The 24,300-nt window shown below is 56.6% G+C and carries 20 protein-coding genes; 4 read left to right on the forward strand and 16 right to left on the reverse strand.

All coding sequences use genetic code 11. From position 1 onward, the window contains the following. Positions 1-204: 204 nt before the first annotated feature. The 8 genes from ACTRW9_RS03465 to ACTRW9_RS03500 form a co-directional block, all read right to left on the reverse strand. Complete coding sequence (locus ACTRW9_RS03465; RefSeq protein ID WP_442428311.1) at positions 205-1,692, reverse strand: aldehyde dehydrogenase family protein; 1,488 nt, start codon at positions 1,690-1,692, stop codon at positions 205-207. A 222-nt stretch (positions 1,693-1,914) separates the two neighbouring features. Beyond that, the gene (aroB, locus tag ACTRW9_RS03470; RefSeq protein WP_442428312.1) at positions 1,915-2,994 is read right to left on the reverse strand and encodes a 3-dehydroquinate synthase; all 1,080 of its coding nucleotides are present in this window, start codon (positions 2,992-2,994) and stop codon (positions 1,915-1,917) included. Between the two features lie 6 nt (positions 2,995-3,000). Then, positions 3,001-4,842 (reverse strand): type IV pilus secretin PilQ, encoded by a 1,842-nt coding sequence (pilQ, locus tag ACTRW9_RS03475; RefSeq protein ID WP_442428313.1) that lies wholly within the window; start codon positions 4,840-4,842, stop codon positions 3,001-3,003. Positions 4,843-4,867: 25 nt separating this feature from the next. Then, positions 4,868-6,421 (reverse strand): pilus assembly protein PilP, encoded by a 1,554-nt coding sequence (locus ACTRW9_RS03480; protein WP_442428314.1) that lies wholly within the window; start codon positions 6,419-6,421, stop codon positions 4,868-4,870. A 21-nt stretch (positions 6,422-6,442) separates the two neighbouring features. Next, the gene (locus ACTRW9_RS03485) at positions 6,443-7,081 is read right to left on the reverse strand and encodes a type 4a pilus biogenesis protein PilO (protein ID WP_442426756.1); all 639 of its coding nucleotides are present in this window, start codon (positions 7,079-7,081) and stop codon (positions 6,443-6,445) included. Between the two features lie 3 nt (positions 7,082-7,084). After that, positions 7,085-7,759 carry a PilN domain-containing protein gene (locus tag ACTRW9_RS03490; protein ID WP_442428315.1) on the reverse strand — a complete coding sequence of 225 codons (675 nt, stop codon included), beginning with the start codon at positions 7,757-7,759 and terminating at the stop codon, positions 7,085-7,087. A 3-nt stretch (positions 7,760-7,762) separates the two neighbouring features. Further along, positions 7,763-8,881, reverse strand: a complete 1,119-nt coding sequence (gene pilM / locus ACTRW9_RS03495) for a type IV pilus assembly protein PilM (RefSeq protein WP_442426758.1) — start codon at positions 8,879-8,881, stop codon at positions 7,763-7,765. 158 nt (positions 8,882-9,039) lie between these two features. After that, positions 9,040-9,339: a helix-turn-helix transcriptional regulator gene (locus ACTRW9_RS03500; protein ID WP_005007472.1), complete on the reverse strand. Its 300-nt coding sequence runs from the start codon at positions 9,337-9,339 to the stop codon at positions 9,040-9,042. 404 nt (positions 9,340-9,743) lie between these two features. On the opposite strand from ACTRW9_RS03500, the gene miaB reads away from it, so the two are divergent. Then, positions 9,744-11,102 (forward strand): tRNA (N6-isopentenyl adenosine(37)-C2)-methylthiotransferase MiaB, encoded by a 1,359-nt coding sequence (miaB, locus tag ACTRW9_RS03505; protein WP_442428316.1) that lies wholly within the window; start codon positions 9,744-9,746, stop codon positions 11,100-11,102. A gap of 224 nt (positions 11,103-11,326) precedes the next feature. On the opposite strand, the gene ACTRW9_RS03510 is transcribed toward miaB, so the two are convergent. The 3 genes from ACTRW9_RS03510 to ACTRW9_RS03520 form a co-directional block, all read right to left on the reverse strand. Then, positions 11,327-12,775 carry a hypothetical protein gene (locus ACTRW9_RS03510; protein WP_442428317.1) on the reverse strand — a complete coding sequence of 483 codons (1,449 nt, stop codon included), beginning with the start codon at positions 12,773-12,775 and terminating at the stop codon, positions 11,327-11,329. 317 nt (positions 12,776-13,092) lie between these two features. Further along, entirely contained in the window at positions 13,093-13,356 is a 264-nt protein-coding gene (locus ACTRW9_RS03515; RefSeq protein ID WP_442426762.1) for a hypothetical protein, read from the reverse strand. A 249-nt stretch (positions 13,357-13,605) separates the two neighbouring features. Then, positions 13,606-14,859 carry a beta-ketoacyl-[acyl-carrier-protein] synthase family protein gene (locus tag ACTRW9_RS03520; protein WP_442426763.1) on the reverse strand — a complete coding sequence of 418 codons (1,254 nt, stop codon included), beginning with the start codon at positions 14,857-14,859 and terminating at the stop codon, positions 13,606-13,608. A 205-nt stretch (positions 14,860-15,064) separates the two neighbouring features. On the opposite strand from ACTRW9_RS03520, the gene nagZ reads away from it, so the two are divergent. Both nagZ and ACTRW9_RS03530 read left to right on the forward strand, forming a co-directional pair. Next, positions 15,065-16,165 (forward strand): beta-N-acetylhexosaminidase, encoded by a 1,101-nt coding sequence (gene nagZ / locus ACTRW9_RS03525; protein WP_442428318.1) that lies wholly within the window; start codon positions 15,065-15,067, stop codon positions 16,163-16,165. Between the two features lie 694 nt (positions 16,166-16,859). Then, complete coding sequence (locus tag ACTRW9_RS03530) at positions 16,860-17,276, forward strand: helix-turn-helix domain-containing protein (protein WP_442428319.1); 417 nt, start codon at positions 16,860-16,862, stop codon at positions 17,274-17,276. Positions 17,277-17,320: 44 nt separating this feature from the next. Here the strand turns inward: ACTRW9_RS03530 and ACTRW9_RS03535 are convergent, their stop codons facing one another. Both ACTRW9_RS03535 and ACTRW9_RS03540 read right to left on the reverse strand, forming a co-directional pair. Next, positions 17,321-19,486: an alpha-amylase/4-alpha-glucanotransferase domain-containing protein gene (locus tag ACTRW9_RS03535; protein WP_442428320.1), complete on the reverse strand. Its 2,166-nt coding sequence runs from the start codon at positions 19,484-19,486 to the stop codon at positions 17,321-17,323. Positions 19,487-19,616: 130 nt separating this feature from the next. After that, positions 19,617-21,368, reverse strand: coding sequence for an ABC transporter ATP-binding protein (locus ACTRW9_RS03540; protein ID WP_442428321.1), 1,752 nt, complete (start codon positions 21,366-21,368; stop codon positions 19,617-19,619). A 345-nt stretch (positions 21,369-21,713) separates the two neighbouring features. Here ACTRW9_RS03540 and ACTRW9_RS03545 point away from each other — a divergent pair, with 345 nt between their 5' ends. After that, positions 21,714-22,103 carry a flagellar protein FlaG gene (locus ACTRW9_RS03545; protein WP_442426767.1) on the forward strand — a complete coding sequence of 130 codons (390 nt, stop codon included), beginning with the start codon at positions 21,714-21,716 and terminating at the stop codon, positions 22,101-22,103. Between the two features lie 118 nt (positions 22,104-22,221). Here the strand turns inward: ACTRW9_RS03545 and ACTRW9_RS03550 are convergent, their stop codons facing one another. The 3 genes from ACTRW9_RS03550 to ACTRW9_RS03560 form a co-directional block, all read right to left on the reverse strand. After that, complete coding sequence (locus ACTRW9_RS03550) at positions 22,222-22,782, reverse strand: thiamine pyrophosphate-dependent enzyme (protein WP_442428322.1); 561 nt, start codon at positions 22,780-22,782, stop codon at positions 22,222-22,224. Further along, positions 22,769-23,266 carry a thiamine pyrophosphate-binding protein gene (locus tag ACTRW9_RS03555; RefSeq protein ID WP_442426769.1) on the reverse strand — a complete coding sequence of 166 codons (498 nt, stop codon included), beginning with the start codon at positions 23,264-23,266 and terminating at the stop codon, positions 22,769-22,771. The genes ACTRW9_RS03550 and ACTRW9_RS03555 overlap by 14 nt, the downstream gene beginning before the upstream one ends. Before the next feature lie 61 nt (positions 23,267-23,327). Beyond that, positions 23,328-24,287, reverse strand: coding sequence for an NAD-dependent epimerase/dehydratase family protein (locus ACTRW9_RS03560; RefSeq protein ID WP_442426770.1), 960 nt, complete (start codon positions 24,285-24,287; stop codon positions 23,328-23,330). Between the last annotated feature and the right edge of the window lie 13 nt (positions 24,288-24,300).

Raw genomic sequence — 24,300 nt, forward strand, 5'->3', positions numbered from 1 at the left:
ACTATAAAACTTTGTTTAAAGGAATTCCCCTCTGAATTCCATTTTCACTCTCTCCTTAATAAGGAGGGAGTGAAAGAGCCGCAGCCATTCGGCCGGAGGCGCCGCCCCGGACTGCGTCCGGTAGCACAGTTGATATTTCGAACGGTCCCACTGACCCTCGTTTCACCCATCGGGCATCACCCGGCCTGACACGGGCCACGCCCGTTAGTCGTGGTCGATCTGGGCTTTCTGCAGTTTGCCGCTGTAATCGACGAACACCGACTTCCATTCCGAAAAGGTTTCGAGCGCGGCGATACCGACCTCGCGGTGGCCGTTGCCCGTTCCCTTGATGCCGCCGAACGGCAACTGGATTTCCGCACCGATGGTCGATGCGTTGACGTAGGTCAGTCCGGTTTGCAGAGACTCGACGGCCTTGAACGCGCGGTTGACGTCCTGCGTGTAGATCGCCGAAGACAAACCGTAGGAGGAATCGTTGACGATGTCCACCGCCTCCTCAAAACTGCTGCAGGCGATGACGCCGACCACGGGACCGAAGATCTCCTCTTGCGCGATGCGCATTTTGGAATCGACATCGGCAAACACCGTAGGCTGGTAAAACCAGCCGTTCTTGAGGACCTTGCCGTTGGCGTAATTGCCGCCGGTCAGCAGCTTCGCGCCTTCGTCCTTGCCGATCTGCACGTAGCGGTGAACCTTCTCGCGCGCCCTGTCGTTGATGAGCGGACCCATGTCCACTTTCTCTTCGAGGCCGTTGCCGAGTTTCAGCTTTTTCGCCCGCTCGACCAGCATGTCGGTGAACTTCTTCGCCACTTTTTTGTGGATGACGACGCGGCTGCAGGCCGTGCAACGCTGGCCGGTGGTGCCGAACGCACCGAACATCACCCCCTCCAGAGCGAGGCTCAGGTTGGCGTCGTCCATGATGATGATGGCGTTTTTGCCGCCCATCTCCAGCGAGTACTGCTTCATCCTCTGGGCACAGGTGCTGGCGATGCCGGCCCCGGTCTGCGTGGAACCGGTGAACGACACCATGTCCACATCCTTGTGCTCAACCAGCGGCGCGCCCGCATCGGGTCCGAAACCCGTGACCATGTTGACCACGCCGGGGGGCAGTCCCGCCTTCTCGAAAATGTTCATGAAGTTGACCACGGTCAGCGGCGTGTCTTCCGCCGGTTTGATGACCGCGGTGTTGCCGCAGATGAGTGCCGGAATCAGTTTCCAGGACGGGATGGCGAGCGGAAAGTTCCACGGCGTGACACAGGCGACGACGCCCAGCGGCATCCGCACCGACATGGCGAATTTGTTCCTGAGTTCGGAGGGAACCGTCTCCCCGGCCATGCGCCGGCCTTCGCCCGCGGCGAAGTAGGTGAGGTCGATCGCCTCCTGCACGTCGCCGCGCGTCTCGGAGATGATCTTTCCCATTTCCTTCGTCATGTCCTGAGCCAGCGATTCCTTGTGCTTCACCAACAGTTCGGCGACCTTGTACATGATCTCGCCGCGTTTGGGCGCCGGGGTTTCCCGCCACATCTTTTTGGCCTTGGCCGCGGCGGCGACGGCCTTGTCCACATCCTTCTTGTTCGATTTCTGAAACCGTCCCAGCACCTGGTTGCAGTTGGCGGGGTTGGTGTTTTCAAAAATCTCGCCGCTGGATGAGGCCACCCATTTGCCGTTGATGTAGTTTTTGTATTCCTTGGTCATGCAACACCTCCGAATGGAAATGCGTTGAGATAAGACTGGCGGAGCGAAAGGAAATCGATCGTTGACACAGGCCGGAACCCTCCGGAGACCGATGAAAGCCCGGGTTCATGAAAAACCGGGGCCTGGAAAAGAAAATGCGGTTGAATCACCGCTCAATTGGAATATAGGTAAATGATGAAGGGAAGTCAAGCGGGCCGGAAGGGGCGTCCCGGTCCGGGCCAATCACTTGGAAATCAAAACTTTTTCCAGTTCCGCCTCGGGGACGGCGTCCACGATTTCCACCTGGCCCAGGGAGCGGACGAGGATGAAGCGAATCTTCTTTTCGCGCGCTTTTTTGTCGCGGTACATGGACTCGATGTAAGCGCGGGCTGGAAATTCCGGAAGCGCGGTGGGCAGGCCGTAGCGGTCGATGAGTTTCGTGATCCGCTCCACCGTAGCGGCGTCGCAGTATCCCATCTGGTGCGACAGGTGCGCCGCGATCACCATGCCGATGGCCACGGCCTCGCCGTGTTTGTATTGCGTGTATTCGGTGAGGGCTTCCACGGCGTGGCCGATGGTGTGGCCGTAATTGAGCACCATGCGGTAATTGCTTTCGCGCTCGTCCTTTTCGACCACCCGCGCCTTGATGGCGCACGAGGTTTCGATGATGTGGGTGAGGGCCTGCGGGTCCTGGGACTGGATCGCATCCACGTTGTCCTCGAGATACTTGAACAAATCGGGGTCCTCGATGACCCCGTACTTGATGATCTCGGCCATGCCGGCGCGAAACTCGTCGGAGGGAAGGGTCTTCAAGGTGTTGAGGTCGATGATGACGGCGCGCGGCTGGTAGAACGCGCCGATCATGTTTTTGCCGAGCGGGTGGTTGACGGCGGTTTTGCCGCCGACGCTGCTGTCCACCTGCGACAGCAGGGTGGTGGGCACCTGCAGAAACGGCACGCCGCGTTGATAGGTGGCGGCGACGAAGCCGGTGAGGTCGCCAATGACGCCACCGCCCAAAGCGACCATCAACGTGTTGCGGTCATAGGCGTGTTGCATGAGGTGATCATACACCACCCCGGCGCTGGCCAGCGTTTTGTGCGCCTCGCCCTGCGGAATTTCCACGATGCGGTTTTCGATGCCGGCCTGTTTCAGGCCGGCCTCCAGCGCAGGGCCGTACAAGGCGCGGATGGACGGATGGGTGACGATCACGGCGCGGCGCAAACCGGCAAGCGAAGGCACGCGGCCGCTGAAGGTGCCAAATAGATTCTGGCCGATCAGGATTTCGTAACTCCTGTCGGCCAGATCTATCCTCAAAACTTTCATTGAATCCTATTCGATGTTTTCCCGCACGATGGTGGGCGTAACGAAAATCAGCAATTCCGAGATGGTATCATCTTGCGAACGATTCTTGAAGAGATAACCGAGAATCGGAATCTGGTGCAGGTATGGCACCCGCACGCGGGCTTCGTTGATTTCCTGCTGGAAAAGGCCGCCCAGCACCACCGTGGCACCGTTGTCCACCAGCACTTCGGAATTGGCTTCCTTGGTGATGATGGTCGGGACGCCGTTGACCTGCTGACCAAAGTCGGCCTGGTTCTGGGTGGCAGTGATCTTCATGTACACGTCCTCTTCCGCCGTGATGTGCGGTTTGACCGTCAGGTTGATTTCCGCATCGACGAACTCGATCTTGGTGCCTTCGTTCGCGGAGAAAGTCTGATACGGGATCTCCCGGCCACTGCGGATCTTGGCTTCCTTGTTATCCAGCGTGGTGACCTTGGGATTCGCAATGGTCCGCGATTTACCCTCACTTTCGGCTGCGGCCAGGATCAACTGCAACTGGTGGTCCGCATCGCTCATGGTCAGGGTGTACAGGCCGGCAGGGTTGGCCACGTTGGCGGCGAGGTCCACCACGAACTCGCCGTTCAGCGTGGTCGGGAAGCCCGGGTTGGCCACGTCGATGTTATTGTTCAACGTCCATTGCAGTCCGAGGTCCTGGGTGAACGACCGCGCGATCTCGATGATACGCGACTCGATCATGACCTGCGGGGTTCGGATATCCAGCGTCCGGATCACCGACACCATTTCCTCGATCTTGTCCTCAATGTCGGTGAGGATCAGCGTGTTGGTGCGGGTGTCGGAGGAGATCTGGCCCCGGTCGATCGACTTGATTTTTTCCAGGTTCTTCACCATCTCCTCGATGTCCGCGTAACTGATGCGGATCATCTCGGTCACCAGCGGTTCGGATTTCTTGGCTTCCTCCAGCGCCGCCTTGGGTGCAATGCGAATGATGTTTTTCTGGCATTTGCGGGCAAGCCCGTAGTTGTCCAGTATCAATTCAAGAGCCGTATTCCAGCCGACATCCACCAGGCGGACATTGACATTTCCACTCACGTCCGGAGACAACACCACGTTGAATCCGCTGACATCGGAAATGATACGGAAAATGTTTTTCAGGCTCGCGTCCTGGAAGTCAAAGGTATAGCGTTCCTTCTGTCCACCCAGCAGGTTGCCGCAGGTGTCTTCCACGCTGGCCTTGGATCCCGATTCATAAAGGGAGCCTTCCTGTTCTCCGCTGGCCATGCCCATTTCTTCCTCAAACGAGGAGGCGGTGCGGGTGTCCTTGTTTCCTGCTTCCATGGAAGCGGCCTGAATGCGGACGTCCAGGCTGTTGGGTCCGGTTTTGACGATTTCGTAACTGGCGGTCTGGTTGAGACCGATCTCCAGGCGCAGCACTTTGGCTTCTTCAAAGTACGTCGGGGTGACCGTACTGACCACTCCCTTGTTGACCTGGATGGCTCCGGTCAGCATGCCCTGAGACGTTCCCGGAAAGTCCAACACCAGGCGGAGCGGGTTTTCCAGTTTGAAGGCAGTGTAATTCACCGAGCCGCTGATCTGGAGCTGAATGGAAGTTTCGTCGCCTTGCTGGTCCGCGGTCAGGTTCTGAATTTCGTTTATGGCCGAAGCGGGCGCCTCTTCGGTCATCTGGGCGACATTCCAGACCTTTCCCTTTTTTCCATTGATGGTTTTCCCGGATTTGGTGACAGAAATCCCCTTCATGTTTTCCGGCTTGACGGAGGTGTGGCCCTTGTCCCCCGTGGCGCCGAAAACCGGGAACGCCGTCAGGCACACAGCCATCACGACGGCGGTCAAACAAGAGATATGAATTTTCATGTTTTTGGTTTTCACAACACGCTCCTCATTCATCGGCCGGTTTAGTAAACTCCAGATATCGGGTTTGGGTCCGGATGTTGCCCTGATAATCGCGGATACGTTCAATAATGGTGATCTTTTCCTGATCAATGGCTTCGACCACGCCGTAACGCGGTCCAAGCAGAGAACCGACGCGGATGGTATGTCCGAAAGTATCCGGGGTCTCCACCAGGGCAACGGTCTCCTGACCGCTCCAGATAAGGCCGGACAGTTTCAATTGACCCAGTTCATTCTGCAGGTCGGACCCGATCTGCATGGACCCAACCCCACTGGCCTTTTCAATCAGGTTCTTATAATTGCTGATTTCCTCGACAACCTCGTCCTTACTCATGTCCCGCAGCTCTTTCTTGTTCTTAAACAGCGCCGCATAGTATTCGAGGTCGGAATGGAGTCTCGGATCCGTTCGTTTGACTGCGCGGTAGACCTCGTAAGGAATCGACGGAAGGGTTCCCAGTTCCTGGTCCATACGGCTTCGGAACAACTGTTTCTCTTCCATTCTTTCCTTCATGCGTTCCCGCCGGTCCTTGTCTTCCTGCATCTGCTTCTGAATGGCTTCAATATCCACTTCATCAATCTGAGGCACGAAGGGATCCCGTTTGTCCGTGAACATGTAGCGCAGACCGGGAGCGAACACGGCTTTGAGAGTGTCAAAATCTTCTTTCGTGGATTTGAGCCGTCGCACCACTTCCTTCAAGGCACTTTCCGCCCGCCGATTCATTCTGGCGATACCTGCGGCGTTGCCCTCCTGGTCCATCCGGTTGTACCAGCGCCCTTCGGGCGATTCATAAAACCGGACCATGCGTTCGACATCACGGTCGCTGAGGGCTTTGTAGCGGAACAGATTGTCGATGATGTGCAGGGACCGCTGATGGTCGCGCATCTCCATCTTCAACTTCATGACCAGCTTTTCGGCGCTGCCTACGGCGAAGAAATCGTTCAGCGGCGCCACGGTACGAAGCATCGATGCCTTGAACTTGATATCGTAATCCACCTGCGACTTGGCTTTCTCCAAACGGTCCATCAACTCCAGGCGTTTTTTGTCCGGAGGGTGTGACGTGATGCGCTTGAGAAAGCTTTCGTATTCGCCCCATCGCTTCACATAGCTGGAGTCCAGCGCAGCAATGCGGCGCCCCAGCGGCGAACGGAAAAACCGGATGGCCCGGCGAATGTGCGTTCGGTTGAAACCATCTCGAAGGGCCCGGAATTTGGTGTTGTAAAACTCGTTGGTGTTGAACGCTCCCTCGTACACTTCATTGATGAGGGTGATGTGCTCTCTTGAAAGCCCCAAAGACGACAGCAGGTTCGGATTGGTGAACACGGATGGTTCCATGGTCATGCGCGCCACCAGAGCCTTTTCCTTCTGGGATCCGCTTAGCACGAACAACTGCCGAACGAGTGAAGTCTTGTTTTGCGTTCTGGCCGCCTGGAGTTCCGGGACCCACACGGCAAGAACCATCCAGGCCGCCATCAGGGCCGCCACGAACCAGCGCACACCGCGGGTGTCAGGGAATCCGTTTAAATATTGTGTCTGCGTTTTCATCGTCGCGTTCCACATATGGCTTTATTCACCCTCTTTCTCGGAGCCTTCAATGTATGCAAACGTTTTCGCCTGAATGTCCGTCTTCAGTAAAAGGACCGACTTGCGTTGGGCCTCACCCATATCGCCCTTCACAGGAACCTGGGTGGTCTCCCGAACCATTTTGAGCTTGGAAATATTCACCATGCGCAACAGGCTCTGCAACGTGTCAAAGAAACCGGCCGTATGGTAGTAATCCCCGGTGATGGTCATGGTGATGGGGATTTCCTTGTAAAATTTCTTTTCGGACGCTTCATCCAGCCGGAACGTCACAATGTTCACGTCCAGGAACCGGCCCACATCCGAAATTTTGTTCAACAGCGTGGGCAGTTGCTCAACCAGCGGAAGCTGGCGTTTCTTTTCCACCAGCGTACCCGAAAGCGTGGCGACCTGTTTGGTGATCAATTCCTTCTGCGACACTTCCTGCTGGTACAGTTTCAGCTTGTCCTCGGTTTTACTCATCTTGGTTTCCAGTTCGCGATACTCATCCTGGTAGGCACTGTAAATTAAGAGGTAATAGGCAATAAAAATGCCGAAGCACAGCGCCGCTCCCACCATGATGGCCTGGGGTTTCTGGAACCGATCCAGTTTGTCGTATGGAATCTTGTCTAAAATTTTATCCATGGATCATCCCTTTTGCGGAGCCTCGAGTTTGAGTACGTGACTGTAAATGATGAATTCCTTGACCGGATAATTCTTTTTCCACTTCTGCTCGGTCCTGGCCAGCATCACATGGTCGAAGTAGGGAAGTTCCCTCAGTCTCTCCACGAAATGAACGATGGCCTGATGGTCGTCCCCCTGGCCCGTGATCTGGATAAACTGGTGCGGTTCGTGTTCGCGCCCTTCCTTCTCCGCATTGGCCTTCTCTTCATTGATGGCGGCCTTGTTGACACCGAGAAAAAGATCCGGGATATTCGCCAGGTCGTCCAGCGTCCGCTGCTCCACCACCGTCAGCCAAACCCCGTCCGGGAGGCTCTGCCCCAGGTCTTCCAGCAACTCGGTCGTGCGGCTTCGCTTCGTACGAAGCCCGTCGATTCCCTTGATGATGTCCCCGTAACGTTCCTTTTTCTTTTTGAGCTTCTGGACTTTCCTGTAATCCGGGGTCAACGCGTTCACCTGGGACTGCACTTCCTCGATATCGCCTTCCAGCTGCGCAACGGTGACCAGCTGCCATGCCCACACCAGAAAGCAGGCCACGCCTGCGAGCAAGCCGGCGCTCACAATGCCGGCAAACAGCTTTTGAATGATGATTTCCCGGACAATGCGCTGGTAGTCGTATAGATTGACGCGAATGAGATTCATGAATTATTTCACCTTTTGTTCTTTTTTCTTGGACTCCATCTGTTCCAGGTAATCGAACCGTCTCGAAGCAAGCCCGATGGCGACGGCGGACATGGGTGCCATGTGCGCCAGGGCTTTCTTGTCAAAAGTCGACGGAATCTTGATGGACTCAAACGGATCGAACAATTCCACAGGCACCGCCATGCGATCGGCGATAAATCCATCCACCCCCGGAATCAACGCACCCCCTCCCATGACAAACACCTTCTCCACCTGGCTGTTGGAGGTGGAGCTGAAAAACTCGAAAGCCTTATGGAGTTCCTCGATGATCGGATCGATAGAATCGAGGATGACATTGATCACATCGTCCTTTTCCATCTCTTCCGGCAGTACGCCGTACTTGAGGGCCTCGGCATCTTTGGGTTCCAGCTGGAAACGGCTCACCAGGTTTTTCGTGCACAAGCCGCCACCCACCGGTATGTCGCGGGTGAAGGTGCTGACGCCGTCCATCAGAATATTGAGGTGAGTGAACGTATGTCCCAGATCCAGCAATGCCACCGAACCCATGTCCTTCACATTTCTGGAATTGCCAAGAGCGTTGACGATGGCGAACACGTCGAGGTCGACAATGACCGGTTTCAGGCCGGCGGCCGCGAGCACCGCCAGACGGCTGTCGATGATTTCGTTCTGCACAGCAACCAGCAGGATATCCAGCTTCTCTTCCTCCTCATCTTCAAATTCATGCTCGTCGAATGCCATGCTTGGTTCCAGAATCTGGTAGTCGATGCGCACGTCGTCGATGTCGAAGGGAATGTACTGTTCCGCCTCCTCCTGGATGGCTTCAGCCAGGTCTTCCTCCGGCAGAGCGGGCACCTTGATCTTTTTGATCATCACCGCCTCACCGGAAACGGAAACAACCGCAAACCGGTTGTTAATCTTTTCCGCGGCCAGAAGACGGGTGAGGGCGTCGGAGACCTGCTCTTCATCGCGCACCACTCCCTCAGTCACCGATTCCGGTTCCAGGGGCATGAGTCCGAAGTTTTTCAACTCAAACTTTCCCGGATCCCCATCGAGCTGGGCGACCTTGATGGAATGCGACCCGATATCAATAGCCAACAACGGAGTTTTGGCCGAAAGAAACATGTAACGTCCTCTGCGTATGAGTTAGGTTGCGCTCTTTACGGGAACCGTCCGGCGAGCCGGAAACCCGGTCCCCTCCTCCTGCTTTATTTCGAAACGGCACCTGCGACCTTGCTGGCAGTGCCCTGTTGATTGATGAAACCGTTGAACTCCGTTCGGAATCATGCCTGCCTTTTCCCCTTTCCGGCCTGGCGACGCACCTTGACCTTGGATTTGGATTTGGTCTTGACCTGGCTGGATGCCCGGTCGTCTGCAGACGTTTCCTCCCCAAAGACTTTCGAGCGCTCCCCCAGTTTGTACCCGAGTGCAAGTATGATTTTGCGTTTGGTGTCCAAGCGGCAATCGTTCCCTTTTTCAATCCGGTCGATGGTTTGCACGGTGACACTGGCTTTCCGTGCGAGCTCGGCCTTGCTCATCATCTTCGACTCGCGGATTTTGCGGACATTATTCACACTGGCCACAATATTCCCCTCCTTTGGCTAAAAAAATGGGACGAATTGCGCATGACTTAAATGTAGTTGCTATTCAATTTTTACGGATGCTAATCAATATACTTGAATGTTTATTATTATGTCAATAATTTTTTTGAATTAATTGCTATTAATATTAATTTATATAAATTTAAACAAATTTATATCTGCCCTCCCCGCCGCCGGACAGGCCGCAGATCCGCTCTGTGCGCGGGATTCCCAGCCGCCCGCGCTTCCCCGGCACGGCAAAAAGGGTTTCGGTGATTTTTCCTCAACCACCCCCCTTTTTTGCCCTGGGCGGGCGGGGGAAATTCCCGAGCCTCGAGGGACGCACTCCCCCCCTCGCTCCAAATGCCGGTTGGAATGAACCGGCAATTCCGCTACAATCTTCCGCCATGAAACACGTTTACCTCGAAACCTTCGGCTGCCAGATGAACGTGGCGGATACCGACCGCATGGAGCTTCTGCTGTTCCACTCGGGCTACACCCGCACGCAACACGCGGAGGACGCGGACCTCATCCTCGTCAACACCTGCTCGATCCGGGAGAAAGCGGAACAGAAGGTGTATTCGCTGTTCGGTTCGTTCCGCCCGCTCAAGAAACAGAATCCGGACCTGCTGTTCGGCCTTGCGGGTTGCCTGGCGCAACAGGAACAGGAATCCCTGTTGAAACGCATGCCGTTTCTGGATTTCATCATCGGACCCGACGCGGTGGAGGACATTCCGCTGGCGGTCGATCGCGTCCGCCGCGAGGGCAAACCGCTTTCCTGGACGGAGTTCGACCGCGAGAAACACTACTCCATCCCCGTAGTGGCGCCGGTGAAACCTCCCGGACCCAGCGCCTTCATCAACATCATCAAGGGGTGCGACAAGTTCTGCTCGTTCTGCGTGGTGCCGTTCACCCGCGGGCGGGAGAAATCGCGGGAAGCGTCGGAGATCTATGAGGAGGTCCGGCAGTTGGTGGACCAGGGTGCGAAGGAAATCATTCTTCTCGGCCAGAACGTCAACGCCTACGGCAAACGGGGTCTCGAAAAACCGGTGGCTTTCCACGAACTGCTTTACGGCGTGGCGGACATTCCGGGCGTCGAGCGTTTGCGCTTCACCACCAGTCATCCGCGCGACTTCACACCGGAAACCATCCGGGCGTTCCGCGATCTCGACAAGCTGGTCAACCACCTGCACCTGCCGGTGCAGTCCGGAAACGACCGTATCCTGGACCGCATGCGGCGCAGTCACACCGTGGCGGAGTACATGGAACAGATCGACGCGTTGAAAGACGCGGTGCCGGGCATCGCGCTGTCCACCGACATCATCGTCGGTTTTCCCGGAGAGACGGAAAGCGAGTTCGAGGACACGCTTCGGCTGATGGAGAAGGTGGGCTACAGCAACAGCTACATGTTCGCCTACAGTCCGCGACCCAACACCCCCGCCGCGCTGTATGAAGACTCCGTGCCGGAGGAAGAAAAGAAACGCCGCCTGCACGCCACCATCGACCTGCAATCACGGCTGACCGATCGATTGAGCCAGAAGTTTCTCGATGAGGAAGTCGAGGTATTGGTTGAAAGCCGCACGTCACGCCAGAACATGACCTTCAAAGGCCGCAACCCGGAATACTGGATGGTGATTTTCTCAGGTGGGGAAGGCGCATTGCAGACGGGCGACCTCGCCTGCGTGCGCGTGCACAGCGCGCAGGGTCATGTCCTCAAAGGCGAGTTCGTTGCCAAAACCGCGCCCGCAACAGCAGTCGGGTTGTAAATCCTTCCTTTTCGTACTCCCACCAAATCATCTTTTAAAGACTCTTTAAAAAGTTTCCTGGTCGTGTGCGGCTCTTCGGGAAAAGGGGAGGAGCTTGGTATGGGGCCCACGGATTCCCCGGAGAGCCCTCAAAGCAACAGTGTGTTTGCCCCGGGCCACGCCCGCGCCCACAGGCTATCGTCCGCCCAATAAGCATCAGCGTGTTTGCCCCGGGCCACGCCCGGTTAATAAATTCCCAGGTTGTTGTAGATGTCTTCCTCGAGGAGGTCGGCGTCGGGGCCGATCATGTGGAGGGTCAGGCGCATATCGCGAATGGACTTCACATCCGGCGGGTTCAACCGGTCGGAAAGTTTTTCCAGAGTCTCGGTGCAGAATTCGTCCAGGTCCGCCAGCACTTCCAGCATTTCCGCGGGGAGGTCTTCCAGGTTCACCATCTGGGATTCCAGGTAACGCAAAATCTGGATGAGACGCAGCTTGATGCCCACCGTCTCGTTGCGGATATCGGACACCGGTTTCGGTTCCGGGCATTGCAGGTCCTCGCAGATCCCCTGCAACATTTTGCGCAGGTAGCGGTAGAAGGCCTTGTGCTGCCGGTCGTCATAGAAGCGATCGCGCTTGGCGCCAAAGAGCAGATCGAACACGGCTTCAATATCGAAGTCGTCCGTCGCCATCATCGAAACCAGGATGGCCTTGAACTCGAGATCGTTGAACGCGAGGCCCATGTCTTCGAAAATTTCAGCAAGCGATCCCGTCCGCCCGCTTGGGGTTTGCTCCACCGCTTCCCACACGTACGGATCCGGTCCCGCAGGATGGGCCGGTGCCATGTGAATGCCCCGCACCTCATCACGCACCACGTGCATGCGGTTGAGGTTTTCCACCATCTCCGGCAGGGAGAACGCAGGGATCTCCACCCGTCTTTCGGCCAGAGTGAACAGCGCATAAAGAAGCTGTTTGTCCAGCCGGTCGGGGCTCTGCCGTTTCCGTGTGAACAAATCCGACAACACCCGTTCGAGAGCAATGTACAACGAGCGCAGGCGAATGCGGTCTTCCCTCCCTTTTTCCGCCGGGTACGGATGCAGGGAAAACACCCCACCGCGGTAATCCTCCAATCGCGCCTGCAGGGCATCGCCCGGTTTCAGGCTGTAGGCAGAGTAAAGCGGCCTCACGTCCCAAGCCGTGAGGGTGAGCATGCTTTTACCGGGAACGAACTGGTTGACTTTGATCTGGTCCGGAAAATGCCGCTCGTCGCAATACTGAAAAAACGGGATCACGTCTTCAATGAAAAAAGTTTTGCGTTTTTTGGGAACGTCGCGGCCTTCGGCATCGACAAACACCAGTTCCCCTTCATCCAGCTCGCACGAAACAAAGGGAGCCAGCCGGTGACCCGGGACGAGGAGCCCTTTCTCCTGTTCTACTGAACCGGGATTGATCACAAGCGGAATCCGTCCCAGCCGATTGAGAATGAGGCGGAACGGAAGGAAGTCGTTGTCGCCGACCTCGATCAGATAATCGTGGTTGTTGAGCTTGGCCTTGAGGTGGTCCAGTGTGTCCGGTGCAATGCGCCGCCGCCAGCGTTCCTGAATGCGGGAAACATAATCTTCCAATGTGAAGGGGGTCTGCGATTCGCGGATCAGATTTTCAGCAAGGGTTTGAAGCGTTAGTCTCTGAGACATGTAGTTTAAAGAATCCGGTTCGGTTAGGGTTCCATGAAAAACGAATTGAAACCGGATCGGCAGGAATGCTTCCCGTTGAGTCAAGGCAGGCTATGATGGGCCGCTTGTGGGAATCTGCGACCCGATGTGCTGGACAAATGCTAGCACAATTTTTTTTCGGTGTGTACCCCTGTTTACTCAGGAAAGCAAACGAATGAAAAGGGAAGAATACTGGAAGTTCATCCTGCATCCGTCACCCGGTCGTTCTCCATTCAAGCGAAACGAACCGGGTGAGGCAATGAGCATTTGCTTCGATCGTTTTTTCCGTGGTTGACGGATCAACGATAGGGCATCTGGTTGCCGGACAGTTGAGACTCGATGTCACGCTCAATCTGGTTTTCCTGGGTGACAAACTGTTCCAGCTCTTTTTCGCTGTTGAACTCGAACGTACGCGGTTCCTTCTGTCCACAGATTTCCTCGTCCTGCTCCACGATGACCCTGGTCCCTTCGATGGACTGGATCGCGAACTTTTTTCGGGTGCGCAGACGCGCGAAAATTTTTCGGTAATTGATTTCTATGTCGTGAGCGTGCTGTTCAGACATGACGCACTCCTTATTTATAATAAACGGTTGAAACCTGATCTCGTATCTTTGAGTTGGGTCCCATTATAGAATTCCCCGGAACGGAGTTCAACCGGGTTGCACCTGCCGGGCGTGGTCCGGACCAAACCAACCCTCGTCCGGCGGATACATTCTACCCCCTGCAAAGGGGAAACCGGTCAGGATCGTCGGCCTGTACCATAAACCATCGCGGGGATCACCGGGGATCAGCCCTCTTGCTGCAGGCCACACCTACTCGAATTTGCGCAGGACGAGGGCGGAGTTTTTCGAGCCGAAGGAGATGCAGTTGCTGATGGCGGTGCGTATGGAGGTTTCACGGCTTTCGTTTGCGATGTAGTCCATGTCACATTCCGGGTCGGGGTTTTCCAGGTTGATGGTCGGCGTCAGCACTCCCTGCTTGAGCGAAAGCGCCGTCACCGTGACCCCGAGCGCCCCCGAGGCCCCCTGCGGATGCCCGACCATCGATTTGGTGGAACTCACCGGAATCTGCATCGCATACCCGTTCAGGGCCTGCTTCACCGCATGGGTTTCAATTTTGTCATTGATGACGGTCGAGGTTCCGTGGAAATTGATGTAATCCACGTCCATGTCGCTCAGCCGTGCGTCCTTGAGCGCCAGTTTGAGTGCGCGTGTGGACTGTTTGCCATCCGGCATGATGGCCACGCGGTGGTAGGCGTCGCAGGTGGTGCCGTAACCGATTATTTCCGCGTACACCTTGGCCCTGCGTTTCAGCGCGTGCTCCAGGTCCTCCAGCACCAGCATCCAGCTGCCTTCCGCCAGCACGAAACCCTCGCGGTCCCGGTTGAAGGGGCGCGACCCTCTCGTCGGATCCCCGTTGAAGTGAACGGGGTTGGCGCGCATGCGCTGGAAACCGGTCATCATCGCCGGCGTCACACAGGCCTCCACGCCTCCGGTCAGAAACCAGTCTTCCTGCCCGAAACGGATGGCGTTGAAAGCGTAGCCCATGGCATCGGTCGAACTGGTGCACCCGTTGGAGATGACGTGGCTCCGCCCCTGCAAACCGAAACGCATCGACACCTCGCTCGACAACATGCCGACCAGCGAGTTTGAAATGGCGTAGGGGCTGATCTTGTGGCGGTCGTCGGAATAATAAAACGCGAACTGCTTCTCCGAGAAATCGAAACCGGAGCCACCCGTGCCCACCAGCACGCCCAGGCTTTCGAAATCCTCTTCCTCAAAATCCTTGAAGTTGATCCCCGCGTCCTCGAACGCCTCCGTGGCCGCCGCCACGCAAAGAGGCACCGACCTCGGCAGTTTTTTGAGTTCGGCTTCGCCGTAATACCGCCGCGGATCAAAGTCCGTCACCTCCCCGGCGATCATGCAATCCAATCCCTCGGGATCGAAACTCCGGATGCGGTCGATACCGCTGACCCCATTGCAGGTATTCTGCCAGAATGTGTCTTTACCGATGCCGTTGGGGCTGACGACACCCAGGCCGGTGATCACCACGCGTCTTGGAAACATAACCTCATTTATGGCAAACAGAAATAAGATGAAGGTGGGATTCTACCACACCCAAAGCTTCTATTATATACGGCTGAGCCTTGAACCGGGAGCAGACCTTACGCCAGGCACACTCGGAAATATTCTCACTTCCCGGATTTAGTGCTATGCTTTGCCGGAACGCAAGCCGTCCGTTTGCGGGATCCCCCTTAGGAGCGCGCCGCCGTTGAAACTGAATTTATCCATTCGCGAACAGACCGGGCAGATGTTGATTTCCGGGTTCGAGGGCACCCGCGTCACCCGCGAAACCGAGGACCTGATCCTCAACCGTCACATCGGCGGATTGATCCTGTTCGACCGCAATTACGAGAACCCCCAGCAATTGCACGCGCTGACGCGGGACTTGCAACAGGTGGCGGCCGCGTCGTCCACCGGCCTGCCGCTGTTTGTTTCCGTGGACCAGGAAGGGGGCCGGGTGGCCCGCCTGAAAGCACCGTTCACGGAATTCCCCCCGGCGATCGGGCTGGACCGCATACGGTCTGAAGACCTTGCCTATGAGTTCGGCCGGGCGCTCACCCGGGAGCTTTTTGATGTTGGCGTCAACATGGATTACGCCCCGGTGCTCGATGTCCACACCAATGCCGACAACCCGGTGATTGGGGACCGTGCGTTCAGCGCAGACCCGCACTGGGCCGGAGTGCTGGCGGTGGCGTTCATGAATGGGTGCCGCGATTCCGGAGTTCTCCCCGTCGGCAAGCATTTTCCCGGCCACGGGGATACCCACCTCGATTCACATCACGACCTGCCGTGGGTGGAAAGGGATGAAAGCGGGCTGAACCAGGTGGAGCTGGCTCCCTTTGTCCACGCCGTTCAGCATGGACTGGAAGCGATCATGACCGCCCACGTCATGTATCCTGCGTGGGATGAAGCCCTGCCCGCCACGTTTTCGCCGCGTATCCTGCAGGAAATCCTTCGCGGCCAGTTGGGTTTCGAGGGAGTGATCATCTCCGACGACCTGGAGATGAAGGCCGTGGACCAGCACTTTTCATTCGACACCTTCGCCGAACGCGGGGTGGAAGCGGGGCTGGACGTGTTCCTGATCTGCCATCACCGCGACAAGGTGGAGGCCCTGCAAGACCAGCTGATTCGGGGAGTGGAAAGCGGCCGCATCGACCGCACCCGCATTGAGAGCTCCGTCGAGCGGCTGCTTAGAATGAAGGAAAAACTGAAACCGGCTCCCGAACAGCCGCCGGAACCGGCGGGCTGGACCTCCTACCATCAGCCCATTGCGGACCGCCTGCGACAGGCGGCCGAGTCCTCGGCTTGAACCCGGGCTACAAAACCCTTAATTAATCATATCTTTGTATTCACTTACAGGCTTTGGCCGCTTTTTCGACCAGCCAATACTTATTGACTCGATACATATGTCTATTTAGGCAAAAAATTAACAAGCCCGGCAAAAAAAAATTCATATCGACAAGCCTAATATGGGGTCCGTTTTCTTCTTTCCCAAAAGTTGGGAAAAGGGATTATTTTTCAATATTTATGTGCCACCCCCTCGTTCAGGAACAACCCAAAATAAAAACCTGATTATTGAGAGCCTTAGAAAATAAGTTCAAAATCATAAACATAGTATTTATACTATGCGCATAGTATTACCTATTACGCAAATGGTGTATTTGGAATACCGATAAACATATCCGACACCATCCATTCGGGATGCCAAATAATACCTGGACCCACCCCTAATCTCCCGAAGTCCGGGGGTCTGTGGAGATATACGTTAAGCCCCGACTTTCAATGTTTTGATTGACGAAAATGCTGGAATAGCTAGAGTAAGTATTAAGTTATTTTTTGATGCTGAGTTTACAGCTCGCTTAGGGGAAGCGAACCGAAAACCACGAGCATTCAGGTAAAGTTTATTTTCAATGAGAATAAAAGTGGATTTATTCCATAATGACACTTGGATTCCATGCATTTAGGTACCACTTTCTGTCTAACTAACAACCAAGTACACCAATATGCCGGAAAAAAAACATAAAGGTACCGCCAAACATCTGGGGTCACGCCTGCGTCAGTGGCGAAAAACCATCCCGATGAAATCTTACGAGCTGGCCAAGCTCATCAAAATATCCCAGGGGTCGTTGTCGGATATTGAAAACGAAAAATCCCTTCCGTCTGCCGACACTATTGCCAAGTTGTACCAGTTTTCCAACCTCAATATAGTCTGGCTGCTGACCGGGAAAGGCCCAATGACCCGCGATGAAACCGGTTTTGCTCAGGAGGAGGGAATGGTCAGCTCCATGCTGGAGCAGTATGGGGAAGATCAAAAACTGCGCGAGGTGATTGAGAAGGTGGTCCGCATATACAAAAAGGGCGGGCTGGAAAAGCGGGCGCACCTGATCGGATTTGTCAACGGAGCCGACCCGGGGGAATGAGCCTCTGGCCCGAGGGATTCCACCTCAGGAAAAACCCCTTCAATTCAAGGCATTTCTTTGCCTTCCACCCGCAATTTCAACTGCCACACCGTTTCAACCTTCTCTCCCGCATTCAACTGTAAAGCATTCAAATTCAGCAGGCAGGAACCCTGGTAGGTGCGCTCAAAGCCTTCTTCCGACTGCGAAACGGTCTCGACCGGGTACCACCACCACCGGGCCTTCGCTTGACTTTCCAGTAACAAGGCAAATCCGAAAGCCTCGTCACGCAGGCCGAAACTCCCCGCCTTTTCCAATTCACCTTCACTGTTCATGCGCGGCCGTTCGGAGCCAAACCCGGGGGACACGTAATAGCGGTCCGGTGCATCGCCGGCCAGCAGTGTGAAGTTGAACTCCTCGGCCCACAGCACCTTCAGTACCCGGTCTCCGGTGTTGGCAACCGTCACGGCAACCGTCATTTCCCCCCGGTCGGGTGAAAACACGTACCGCTTGTTCAAAATCACCGGATGAACCCCGGCGTCATCCACCACCCTTCCCTCCCGCTGGAGTTCCAGCTCGAGGGCGGCATGCGTTCCGTTTTCCATCTTCCGAACCACCGTATACGGTTTCCCGACAAAATCTCCAAGCTCCCGGTAGCGGCTGGATTTCATTGCCTCCAACGTGGTATCGAGAGGCAGGAAGCGCTCCATGAACGAATACCGTTCCTGCACATCGTAGAACAGGCGATCCTTCAGCCCGGCTTCCTTCACCCGCACCCGGTCATGGATGGATGCGGGTGCCGCCTCGTCCCCGGCGTGCGTCGCTTCCGCCGACTCCAGCCGCCGGTGATACGCTTCTTCCCGGCGCTTGAGCACGTTGCTGAGGTTGAAACACAGCGGACGGCAGTCCAGTTCGAACAACGCGCCGCCGCAGGCCGGGACGATGCCCGCGGTGAGGGCCCGGTTGGACACGATCACCTCTTCGTGCCCGTCATGGTTGTAGTCGAGCACGTCCACATTCAGTCCGCGATCGTTTCCATCCAGCAAATTGTCGGCGATGTTCTCCGCCGCAATGAGGTGGTTGTACAAGGCATGCCGCAAATAATTCAGGTACAGTCCGCCGAACAGGCCGTGCCACTGGGCGCAGTTGCACTGGCCCCGGTACAGTTCCCGCAACGCGCCGCTTTCCTTCTGCTGTTCGGGGGTCAGGCGATGCACCTTCCGGCTCACGTAGAGCATTTTCTTGTGCATGAGGTTGCTTTCCTCGTACTTGGTGAGGAAGTTGTCCCACTGCCCGCCTCTTAAAAACGTGCGATAGCCGTCTTCATCCATCCCCCGCTCTTTCATTTGAGCCTTCAGGTCCTCGAAACGCGAGGCGGCGCGGTGCGGCAGGGCCCACTCCATCATCTCATCATAGGATGCCATCGGCAGGTACACCCGTCCCACCGGCGGCGTGTTCTGGATGTAGTCGCCGAAGGTCACCGTCTCCAGCCAGTCGCGGTTCGCCTCCAGCGCGCCGAACAGGTTTTTCAAATACCCCTTTTCGTAAACCCATTCGTACGTTTCCGGCCAGCCGCCGAACTTCTCGCCGTCGTCGGCGTAGGTGACGGCGTCGAAACCGTTCTCATCGCGAAAACGTTTCAGATACTCGATGGTTTTCTCAGGCAGGTCGAAGGGAATGGAATAACGCAGGGTTTTGCTGATGGGAAATACCTTGAGCGCGTGTCCCTGGTTTTCTGTGATGTAGTGACCGGAGATCTGGTCTGTCTCCAGACCGGCGTAATAAAAATGCGTGTCGTCAAGCACCGTGTACTCGATGCCTGCCTGCGCAAGGAGGCTGGGTAGCGTCGGCGACCAGATGCGTTCGGCCAGCCACAGTCCGCGCGGCGCCTGGCCGAACTCGGTTTCGATGAATTCGTTCATCATGCGGATCTGGCCGACGGCGTCTTCTTCCGGCAGGCTGGACAGGATGGGTTCGTAGAAACCCCCGCTCATGATTTCCAGGCGACCCGACTGCGCCATGCCGCGCAGGCGCTTGAAAAAATCCGGGCGGTGCTTCTGCATCCATTCCAGAAGCGGCCCGGTGAAGTGCGCCGCCGTGCGCAGGTGCTCGAACGGTTCCAGCACATCGAAATAGGGCCGGTAACTTTTCTCGAACAACTCCTCGAACACGTGGTCGAAGTTGCCCACAGGCTGGTGGTTGTGCACGCCAAACAGCAGTTTCAGCTTTTGCATGAAAACATCTTTTAAAAGGGGGATGATGAAGAGATCGACCCACACAGCTTAATTCAAAACCCGGCGGGGAAACACGAAAAATCTGTTTGAGGAAAGGGGAAGGGATCGGGCTGGAACGGCCCGGCCGAAATCAGGTTTCTTCTTCCAGCGTCAAGGGCGCGTCGTCAAACAGGCGCAGGGTGTAGAGGTGGTAGTACAAACCTTCCTTTGCCATCAGTTCGGTGTGGGTGCCGACCTCCACCACGCGGCCTTTTTCCAGGACCACGATCTTGTCGGCGTTGTGCACGGTGCTCAACCGGTGCGCGATGATGAACGTCGTCCTGCCTTTCATCAGCTGCTCCAGCGCTTCGCTGATGAGGTGCTCCGACTGGGTGTCGAGCGACGAGGTCGCCTCGTCCAGCACGAGGATGCGCGGGTCTTTCAGCATGGCACGGGCGATGGCCACGCGCTGGCGTTCGCCACCGGAAAGCTTCACGCCTTTTTCGCCGACAATGGTGTCGTAACCCTTTTCCAGATTCCGGATGAAAGCTTCGGCATTGGCGGTTTTCGCGGCGCGTTGCAGCTCCTCTTCCGTCGCGTCGAGTTTGCCGTAAAGGATGTTTTCGCGCACGGTGCCGCCGAACAGGTGCGTTTCCTGCGGCACCAGCGCCACCTGTTTCAGATACGCCGTGAGGTCCAGCTCACGCACATCGTGCCCGTCCACGCGAATGGCGCCCTGGTTGACGTCGAAGAAACGGTGCAACAACTGGATGAGGGTGGACTTGCCCGCGCCGCTCGGACCCACCAGCGCCACGCGCTCGCCCGGCTGGATGCGCAGGGTCACGTCCTCGATCACCGGCCGCTCCGGCGAGTATCCGAAGGTGACGTGATCGAATTCGATCCGCCCGTCGATGCGCTCCAGCACCACCGGGTTCTCCGGTTGCTGGACGATCGGTTTCAGGTCCATGATCTCGTACACCCGGCGGATGGCGCCCAACGCCTCCTGGATCTGCGTGTACAGGCGGACGAAGGTGCCTATCGGCCCGGCAATGATGATGGCGTACAGGAAAAACGCCGCCAGTTCGCCCGGTGTGGTCGCACCCAGCATCACCTGCCGGCCGCCGTACCACACCAGTGCGGTGGACACCAGGAACGTGAGAAACAGGATGAATGGACCGAACGCCGCCGAAATTTTCACTTTCTTCACTTCGGCGTCGAAGGCGTCCTCGATGCCCTCCTCGAACCGTTTCTGCTCGTACGGTTCGCGCGTGTAGGACTTGACCACCTTGATGGACGACACCATCTCCTCGAGCACCACCGTCGCGTTGGCCAGCCGGTCCTGCACCTGTGCCGACAGGTCCTTGAGCCGCTTGCCAAACACCCGCGCAAACAGCATGAGCGGCGGCAAAATGAGCAGGATGAGCCCGGTCAGCTTCCAGTTCAGGTAAATGATGATGGCCAGCCCGCCGAGCAGGGTGATGGTCTGCCGGAAAACGGCGACCGGAATAGTGACGAGGGCTTTCTGGATGACGGTGATGTCGTTGCCCATGCGAGACAGGATTTCACCCACCCGCCGGGAATGAAAAAACGACAGCGACAGCTTCTGGATGTGCGCGAAAAACTCCATGCGGAAGTCGGCGGTGATGCGGTTGCCGACAAAGCCCAGGATGTAGTTGGTGGTCACGCCGAAAACCATCTGGAACGTGATGATGACGACGAGGTCGAACGTCAGGCTGTTGAGCGCCTCCACATTGTTCTGCACCACCACGGCATTGATCATGTTGCGCACGATGAGCGGCAGGATCAGGGTGATGACCGAAGTCAGGGCCAGGCACAAAAAGGCCAGCACGATGTTTTTCGTGTAGGGCCTGGCATAATGCAGGATTTTGGAAAATTCTTTCATGAACCGGATATCACCCAGAAAAAGAGGGGTCTCCCCCGTTGGCTCTCTTTTCAGCAGGCTGTCGTTTGAAATCGCTCATCATACCGCCAAAGGCGCCCTCAATTCAACAAATCCCTGACTGGAGATTCAATAAAAATCACCCTGAAATCAATGGCTTTCATGGTGCACCCGGCCCCGTTTCGGAATCCCGCATTTTATTGAAAAAAAATCAGGAACACCCCTCAAGTCGGAACCTGTTCCTGCCGTAGAGATGTACGGAACCAATGTATGGCCCCCCAAAAAGGAGCCTTAATTGAAGTTCCAAAGCACCATTTTAGAGCGAAATGAAATGTGAGGTGATGCAACATGGCAGCAGAAGTCAATCCAACCGCGATTTCCAACCTGGTACCGGTCAAACCGGCCTCCCAGTCTGCGACGGCCCGTCCTGCGGCGACAGCGCAGGCGTCCCAGGCTGCAAACCAGGTGGCATCCGGCAAACAGAATGCCAGGGGCGACACCGTATCGCTTTCCACGCGCGGCTTGCGAGCCTCCGGAGCCAACCGGCCCGGATCGGAATCCGGCAACCCGTTTGCGCCGACCAAAGCGGTGCGCGACGTCACGGAAGACCACCGGCTGGTGGTCAAGTTCGTGGACCCGGAAAGCAATGAAGTGGTCCGGCAGGTTCCCTCCGAAGATCACCTTCGTCTGAAACAGGCGATGAGCGAGATCATCGAGGAACAGCGCGAGGACGGCTGATTTGCACGCCCTCCAGGCAATGGCAATCAGGCTGTCTTCAACAGGGGGGACTTTCACGCCCATCGCACAGCCAGAATAAATACCCACCGGCACGGACACCGGTTTGTGGAGGGGATCGCTACCCGGCGACCGCTTCCATGAACCGGTTTTTTATTTCCTCTGGAGTGTGCGTTACCCGGCCCGTTCCGGGATCGAATCCCGGCTCCACCTTCACCAAAAGGAACGTGGGGCCTTCGGCGGCATACAGCTTTTCGTAGGCGGGCTTCAACTCTTCTTTCTTCGTCACGCGCAGGACCTGCGTGTAACCGGAACTCTTCGCCACTTCTTCCAGCCGGATCACATTGGAAAGGGACCGCTGTTTTCCGGTGGACTCGTACACCTCGTTGTCGATGCAGATGTGCAGGAGGTTTTTCGGCTGGGCGGCGGCGATCATCGCCAGGGTCCCCATCGCCATCAGCACGTTGCCGTCTCCGTCGAGGATGATCGTCTTTCGGTCGGGCCGCGCCATGGCCACACCCAGGCCGATGGAGGACGCCAGGCCCATCGACCCGATCATGTAAAAATTGCCCTTGCGGTCGTCCACGTTGAAAAATTCGCGGCTGATGTACCCGTTGGCGCACACCACCGGTTCGTCCTTCAACAGGGGCGCGAGTTCCCGATAAACCTCAATGCCTTTCATCGAACATGCCTTTCTTGACCAGCAGGGTGTAGGGCAGGTGTTTGGCGTAGGCGTCTTCCGCCTGCGACAGCAGGGAATCGACGTTGTCCTCGCCGATCACCTCGTGCATCATGCCCGCCGTGTCCAGCAGTTTTTCATTCACGTCGCCCATGATGATGTGTTCCGGCGCGTCCTTGCCACCGCACCCGCGCCAGCTCATGATCACCAGCACCGGCAGGTTGTAAATGAGGTTGAGTGAAGTGAAGGCATTCAGGCTGTAACCGAGGCCGGAGTTCTGCATGAGAAGCACCGGTTTTTTGCCGGCCATGAACGCACCCGCGCACAGGCCCACCGCCGCATCCTCCCGCACCGACGGAAAATACGATACGTCTTCGCGTGCTTCCAGGGCGGAGATGAGACCGGACAACAGCGAACACGGCACTCCGGTAAAGAAGTCGTACCCGCGCTCTCTTAATTTTTCAATAAAGGAATCGGATGCCAGCATGTCGAGTGTGTGCGAAGGGTGATGGGGCTTGATGAGACGATGATCGAACGGGAGCCGACGCTCACCAGTTCTCGATCTTGCGCTCGCCTCCGTAGGTCATCTGCAGTTCGTGGATTTTCTTGATGTAATCGAGGATGCCGTCGCGGCCGCGAAAGGTGACACCCAGGTCGCGCGCCGCCTGGTTGGACATGGGAACGCCGTTCTCTCCCATCGTGCCCTCGACCTCGCCGAACGAGTCGATGGTCTCCGCAATCATCTTCGCCAGTTCCATATTGTGGATGTGGTCGTCCACCAGGTGGTACACCTTGCCCGCGCAGTCCTTGTTGCCGAGGCTGTTGACGATGCCCTGCACCACGGAATCGATGGACACGTACTTGGTGCTTCCCTTCACGTCCACGTTGTAATTGGTGGCGAGGAAATCGACGGTGTTGAACCACTCGGATTTCTGAATCTCCGGTCGAACGCCGTAAATGAGCACCGGACGGAAGATGGTGACATCGAAATAACGGCTCTTCTGGAAGAAAAAGCAGAACGATTCGATCGCCGACTTGATGGACCCGTACAGCGTACCGGGCTGAACGGGATGCGTTTCGTCCAGCGGGTGCTCTTCATTGACCGTGGGAAGGACCTGGCCGAACACGTTGCACGCACTTATAAAGATGAACTGCTTCACCTTGGCGCGGCGCGCCGCTTCCAGCAGGTCAAACGATCCGCTGACATTCACGTTCACCAGCTGGTCGGCGGTCTGCACCGGACCGGGAAAATGCGCAAGATGAATGACCACGTCGCGGCCTTCCACCAGCTTGTTCAGGGATTCCTTGTCCTCCAGCCCGCCGATGACGTAATCCACTTCTTCAAACGGCTTGAGGTGCTCCACCACGCTGCCTTCGCGGATGAGGGCACGCACGTCGAAATTGGCCGGACCGAGTTTCGGGTCTTCCTCACCGGACTTTTTGCCGTGGAGCTTGTTGATCAGGTGGGACCCGACCATGCCGGTGATGCCGGTCATTGCAATCTTCATGAAAAAACCTCCG

Origin of the sequence: Nitrospina sp. 32_T5 (genome assembly GCF_052156635.1) — a bacterium.
Taxonomy (GTDB): Bacteria; Nitrospinota; Nitrospinia; order Nitrospinales; family Nitrospinaceae; genus Nitrospina.